The sequence below is a fragment of the Psychrobacter sp. ENNN9_III genome (genome assembly GCF_001462175.1).
Classification (GTDB): Bacteria; Pseudomonadota; Gammaproteobacteria; order Pseudomonadales; family Moraxellaceae; genus Psychrobacter.
Genome location: NZ_LNUO01000188.1, coordinates 1 through 6,695 on the forward strand (window position 1 = coordinate 1; position 6,695 = coordinate 6,695).

The 6,695-nt window shown below is 44.3% G+C and carries 5 protein-coding genes; 4 read left to right on the top strand and 1 reads right to left on the bottom strand.

What is annotated here, in order from left to right; all coding sequences use genetic code 11:
• The first annotated feature begins 61 nt into the window (after window positions 1-61).
• The 4 genes from murA to hisC all read left to right on the top strand — a co-directional run bounded on the left by murA (window position 62) and on the right by hisC (window position 5,017).
• Complete coding sequence (gene murA, locus PENNN9_RS11570) at window positions 62-1,330, top strand: UDP-N-acetylglucosamine 1-carboxyvinyltransferase (protein WP_058369824.1); 1,269 nt, start codon at window positions 62-64, stop codon at window positions 1,328-1,330.
• Between the two features lie 101 nt (window positions 1,331-1,431).
• On the top strand, window positions 1,432-2,127 hold the full coding sequence (gene hisG, locus PENNN9_RS11575; protein ID WP_058369825.1) for an ATP phosphoribosyltransferase: 696 nt from the start codon (window positions 1,432-1,434) through the stop codon (window positions 2,125-2,127).
• Window positions 2,128-2,398: 271 nt separating this feature from the next.
• On the top strand, window positions 2,399-3,694 hold the full coding sequence (hisD, locus tag PENNN9_RS11580; protein WP_058369826.1) for a histidinol dehydrogenase: 1,296 nt from the start codon (window positions 2,399-2,401) through the stop codon (window positions 3,692-3,694).
• A 174-nt stretch (window positions 3,695-3,868) separates the two neighbouring features.
• Window positions 3,869-5,017 carry a histidinol-phosphate transaminase gene (gene hisC / locus PENNN9_RS11585; RefSeq protein ID WP_058369827.1) on the top strand — a complete coding sequence of 383 codons (1,149 nt, stop codon included), beginning with the start codon at window positions 3,869-3,871 and terminating at the stop codon, window positions 5,015-5,017.
• An 84-nt stretch (window positions 5,018-5,101) separates the two neighbouring features.
• Here hisC and PENNN9_RS11590 read toward each other — a convergent pair whose 3' ends face one another.
• Complete coding sequence (locus tag PENNN9_RS11590) at window positions 5,102-6,691, bottom strand: anthranilate synthase component I family protein (RefSeq protein ID WP_227511816.1); 1,590 nt, start codon at window positions 6,689-6,691, stop codon at window positions 5,102-5,104.
• Between the last annotated feature and the right edge of the window lie 4 nt (window positions 6,692-6,695).

Below are 6,695 nucleotides of genomic sequence, written 5' to 3' on the forward strand. Positions count from 1 at the left end.
CAAGCTTTTGATTTTTATTCATGGCTTTTTTCTTCACATATATAGCTAGGTTGTCACTTTTATGGATCAGTTTTTAATCACCGGTAGTAGTCGTATCGCAGGGGAAGTTACTATCTCTGGCGCCAAAAATGCCGCTTTGCCTTTGCTTGCAGCTATGATATTAGCTGAGACGCCCACCACCTTACACAACGTGCCATCGTTACAAGATGTACGTACATTGATTAGACTGATTGCTGGTATGGGTATCGATATTCAAAAGCAGGGTGATGCCGTCACTTGTGATACCAAAAGTATCGATAATTTTTATGCACCTTATGATCTAGTCAAGACTATGCGTGCATCGATTTTAGTATTGGGGCCGCTACTGGCGCGTTTTGGTGAGGCAGAAGTCTCACTACCAGGCGGCTGTGCGATAGGCTCACGTCCAGTTGATCAACATCTAAAGGCCTTTGAGGCAATGGGCGCTCATATCACTGTAGAAAACGGTTATGTTAAAGCCCAAGCCCCTAAAGGTGGCAGGCTAATTGGTTGTAACTTCTCTTTTGATATGATCACCGTTGGTGGCACCGAAAACGTCATTATGGCAGCGGCACTAGCCAAAGGTACGACTGTGTTAGGTAACTGCGCGCTTGAGCCAGAAGTGGTCGATTTGGCCAATATGCTGGTTGCAATGGGCGCTAAGATCAGCGGTATTGGAACAGCAACCATGACTATTGAAGGCGTAGAACGTCTACACGGTTGTGAGTACTCAGTCGTTCCTGATCGTATTGAAACAGGCTCATATCTAGCAGGTGCTTTGATGACTCGCGGAGATGTATTGACCAAAAAAACCAACGCAGCACTATTATATCCTGTGCTTGAAAAGTTTGAAGCAATGGGTGCGACGATTACAACGGGTGAGGACTGGATACGAGCACAGATGACTGGTCGTCCAAAACCAGTTGATATTCGTACCCAGCCACATCCAGGGTTTCCCACAGACATGCAAGCTCAATTAATGGCGATTTGTTGTCTGGCAGATGGGACAAGTACCATTATTGAAAACATCTTTGAAAATCGCTATATGCATGTTCCTGAGCTCAATCGTTTAGGTGCATCTATTCAGGTAGATGGTCATACAGCGGTGGTTAAAGGTGTCGAGCACTTTACTGCAGCACCAGTAATGGCGACTGATTTACGCGCATCAATGTCATTGGTAATGGCAGCATCTGCTGCTGAAGGTGAGAGCTTGATTGACCGTATTTATCATATTGATCGCGGTTACGAAGACGTCGAAAACAAACTTCGCGCCTTAGGGGTTAATATTGAGCGTATCAATACCAACGACTAGATTTATTATATCTTGCGTAGGGCACTTACCACTATCAGCGTTATAATATACACACTTCCTAGTCTCTAGGGACATCAATTTTACACGGACACCTTGTCATTATGACTGAGCAAACTGAACGCTTACAGACTAACGACTTATTAAATGAAGTAGATAACGAATTTAATGGCCTCACTTTAGCATTATCAAAAGGTCGTATTTTAGAAGAGACAATGCCGCTACTACAGGCGGCTGGTGTTGATTTACTAGAAGACCCTGATGCATCACGTAAACTTATCTTCCCTACCTCAAATCCAAACGTGCGCGTACTTATCCTACGCGCGAGCGATGTGCCCACCTATGTAGAACATGGCGCTGCTGATTTTGGAGTAGCAGGAAAAGACGTACTTCTTGAACATGGTGCCAACCATGTCTATGAGTTGTTAGACTTAAAAATTGCTCAGTGTAAGCTTATGACAGCAGGCGTGAAGGATGCAGCATTGCCCAATCGTCGTTTGCGTATTGCGACCAAATACGTCAATGTTGCCCGCGCCTACTTTGCCAGTCAAGGTCAACAAGTAGACGTGATCAAGCTTTATGGCTCTATGGAGCTTGCGCCATTAGTCGGTTTAGGGGACTTAATCGTTGATGTGGTCGACACTGGCAATACTCTACGAGCTAACGGTCTAGAGCCGCGTGAGCATATCTGTGATGTATCGTCTCGTTTGATCGTTAACCAAGTCAGTTATAAGCGTAAGTTTGTGTTACTTGAGCCTATCCTTGAGAGCTTTAAAAACAGTATTGCTGCTGCTTCTTGATTATCAAATGGTTGATAAATATTGAAGGTAGATTATATTTATTATTAATAATGTAAAAGGGTGTTATGTGAGTTTTAAAACCAGTTTGGCGTTCTATGTTAGATATAGCGTGCTAAACTGGTTTTTTGATATGTAATTACTAAGAAAAAATCCAATATCATTTATTGAAGATAATGATAGTTCATTTAGTAAAAGCTATTATTATGATTTGATTGTTTTCATAGTTTTTGTTTTTCCAGCCGTCTTTTTGGCTTAAACATAGGATTAAATCATGCGTCAGTTAAGTACTCAAGATACCGATTTTGAACAGCAATTGAAGGATCTGCTGGCATTTGAGACAGTCAACGATGTTGATCTGTTAAAGACTGTCGATGATATTATTACTCAAGTACGTCATGATGGTGATAACGTAGTGCTAGCATTGACCCAAAAGTTTGATCAGCATCCAGCAACGACGATACAAGAGTTAGAACTGTCTAAACAATCACTCGCTGAAGCTTTTGACAATTTAGATGGAAAAGTAAAGACGGCATTGACTACAGCGGCGACGCGTGTGCAGACATTTCATAAACGCCAAGTTCAAGAGACATGGCAATATGAGGATGAGTTGGGAAATCGCCTAGGACAGAAAGTGACGCCACTTGATCGTGTGGGTATTTATGTACCAGGCGGGCTCGCATCTTATCCATCTTCTGTACTGATGAATGCTATTCCTGCAAAAGTCGCTGGCGTCACAGAAGTTATCATGGTTGTACCAGCCCCCAATGGCGTACTAAACCCCTTAGTATTGGCAGCCGCGCATTTGGCTCAAGTCGATCGCGTGTTTACGATTGGTGGCGCTCAGGCCGTGGCAGCGTTAGCATATGGTACCAAAACTATTCCAGCGGTAGACAAAATCACTGGCCCTGGCAATAAATATGTGGCAGCCGCCAAACGAGCCGTATTTGGGCAGGTAGGTATCGATATGATAGCTGGTCCATCTGAAGTGCTGGTGTATGCAGAAGGGCAAGCCCAAGACCGTGCCGATTGGTTAGCCATGGATTTGTTGTCCCAAGCGGAGCATGACTGTATTGCTCAAGCGATTTTTGTGACGACAAGTAGCGAGCAGTTGGCACAAGTCGCTACAGAGATTGAAAACGCTTTAGCAAAATTGCCAAAAGCAGATATCGCTCGCGACTCATTACAAAATCGTGGTGCCCTTATCCTAGTCAAAGACAGAAGCGAGGGTATGGCTTTGATCAATCGCATTGCACCTGAGCATTTAGAGCTGTCTGTTGATGACCCTGATGCACTACTTGAGGATATTCGTCATGCGGGTGCTATCTTTATGGGACGTCATACGCCTGAGGCAATCGGTGACTACTGCGCGGGACCCAATCATGTGCTACCAACCTCAGGGACTGCGCGTTTTTCTTCGCCGCTCGGTGTCTATGACTTTCAAAAGAAATCATCTATCATTTACTGTAGTAAGGACGGTAGTAAGCCACTGGCTGAGACCGCTGACATTTTAGCGCAGCACGAAGATTTGGAAGCTCATGCACGCTCAGCTCGATATCGTTACCAGTAAAATACCTATACATAGACGTTATATAGACAGAATAGCGGATATAAAGAACCCTTTATCAGAAATATATAGTGGTTATAACTGAGGCTGTATAGAATTTAATAAGATATCGTCAAAACATTATTATTACTGTCATTTTAGGTCTTGCAACCCTTTTAGCTATGAGTAGGATAACTTATGAGTGAACAAAAAGTTGATACCAGACTTTGGTCGTCCAAAGCACGTAACTTGTCACCTTACGTCCCTGGTGAGCAGCCCCAGCATGCTAATTTGTGTAAACTGAACACCAACGAAAATCCATTTCCGCCATCACCGAAGGTAGGGGAGGCCATTGCTAACGTCTTAGAGCAGCAGGCTTACGATTTACGTCTGTATCCAGCTCCTGAATCTGATGATCTGCGTACGGCATTAGCCGAGTTATATAATCTTGATATAAACGAGGTATTTGTCGGTAATGGCTCAGACGAAGTTCTCGCTTTAGTATTTGCCAGCTTTTTTCTCAAAGAGCGACCTGTCTTAGCACCAGACATCAGCTATAGCTTCTATCCTGTCTATGCGCAGACTTTCGGTATAGAGCTGGTACAGATTGCATTGGAGGATGATTTTAGTATCGATCCCGATGCTTACCGCCAACCTTGTAGCGGTATCATTATTGCCAACCCCAATGCACCGACAGGACTGCTGTTATCGCTTGCCGATATTCGTAAACTTGCAAGCGAGCACTCCAATTCGGTGATAGTCATTGATGAAGCTTATATTGACTTTGCTTGTATAGATGATACCAACTCTAGTACTCAGGTTTCAGCGGTGAGCTTAATCAATGAGTTTGACAATATATTGGTGACTCAAACCTTTTCAAAATCTCGATCATTAGCAGGTTTGCGCGTCGGAATGGCTTTTGGTGATGCGTCATTAATCGAAGCGTTGACGCGTATGAAAAACAGCTTTAATAGCTATCCATTAGATAAGTTGGCGCAAGCTGGCGCAACTGCTAGCGTTTTGGATAATAATTATTTTGAACAAACCCGCCAACAAGTCATTGATCTGCGCAAGTCGTTGACGACTCAGCTAACAGCGCTTGGCTATCAAGTACTGCCGTCGCATGCCAACTTTGTATTTGTCCGTCCTAAAGATGGGGACGCAAGCGCAGTGGCTGCTAAATTACGCGAGCAAGGCATTATCGTGCGACATTTTGATAAGCCGCGCATCCAAGAGTATCTTCGTATCACGGTCGGTACACAAGCGCAGCATGAGCGCTTGATTGATGCTCTGACGGCTATGCAAACGACCAGTACAGATAATGAGTCTATCTCAAATATGGGCTAAGTTTTTATCAGGGCAATGTTAAATGACCAATCGATAATAAAGTGTTCCGCTATATGAGTTTTACATAAAGTATTGGGAAAACCTTTATATGATGTCTGGTTGGTTTAATACGTTTAATAGATTGCCCACTTTATCGAGACACTCTTGATATTCCTCTTTAGAGTTAGAGGCGACAGTAATACCGCCACCTGCCCATAAGCTGACCTCTGTCTCGGCATTTGCTAAGCTATTAGCCTGCAACGTACGAATGAGTACATTCCACTGCCCACTTCCATCAAAATTCATATAGCCCATGGTGCCACAATAGGCGCCACGCGGTGCTTGCTCTAACTCAGAAATGATTTCGACAGCGCGCTTTTTTGGCGTGCCAGTGATCGAGCCTGCTGGCAGACTACCAAACAATACGGCTAATGGATGGGCATCGTCTTTTAGCTCGGCGCGGATGGTGCTGACCATATGATGGACATTGCTAAAGCTCTCGATAGCAAACAGTTTGGGTACTTTAACGCTACCAATTTTGGCATATTTGCCCAAGTCGTTACGCAATAAGTCGACAATCATGACGTTTTCGGCGCGATCCTTTTCACTGTCGATCAACTGCTGCTTATAGGCGTTATCTTGTTCGCGGTTGGTGCTGCGCGGCATGGTGCCTTTGATGGGTTTGGTGATGATATGATGTTTGCCGCTATTAGGTTCTTTGGTAAAGGTAAAAAATAGCTCAGGCGAGCAGCTTAGTAGTTCAAATTGAGGGTTAACGCTATGAAGGTCACGAGCATCACGGTCATTGTTGCTATTATCAAACCTATCGTCATCAAGCGGCTGGGTTTGTAAGTACCCTGCAAAGGGCGCTTGGGTGTTTTGATGGAGCACTGGCAAATAAGCGATCAGGCTTGTGGACTGAGTAAATGCATTCTCTCTAGCGCTCGCCAGATATCCTATCCATTCTTGAGTCAGGTTGATCTGATAACAGTCGCCTTGCTGTAGATAGTATTGGGTTTTATCAAAAGCTGCTTGATAGTCATGTTGGTGCCAGCGCGGCTGTAGGTGTAATGGCGCAGGCGTTTTTGCAATGTTATTTGTTGTTTTAGATAGCTGTTGTTCTAGTGAGTCTAAGCAGGATATCAGCAAGCCAAGCGCTGGGTCTGTCTCATCTGATGGTGTATGTAGCCCTACAGTACGCAGCGCCCAGCCACGACCACTATCGCAGGGCGTCAGATACATGTCATAGTGCCCCAATACCGCACAAGGCTGCGCTGCCAGCTTAATATTAGCCGCTGGACTCAGCTCATGAGCGGCAATATCATAACCAATAAAACCTATTAAACCGTGATGATAATTTGGCTTCTCATAGAGTGTGTTTAGAGAGTTTGAGACGGTGTTATTAGCCTCATAAGCTTGACTATAAGCAATCAACTCGTCTTGCCACTTGATATAATTCATATATGCTGTCGTAACAGCATTCTTATCACTGCGGCAGTGTTTTATTACTTTATAGGTAGGCAACTTTGTATGAGAGATTTGGTTATGAGTAGCGTATACAGACCAGCTTACTTTTGGTAGCAAGCCAATCACTGGTCGTCCAGCATTGTTTAGCCAAACCAGTTGCCAGTTGGTCTGAACGTCTTGCTTGATTAAGTGGCGCTGCAGCTTTGGCAACAGCTCAGCAGCACTCAGCGCA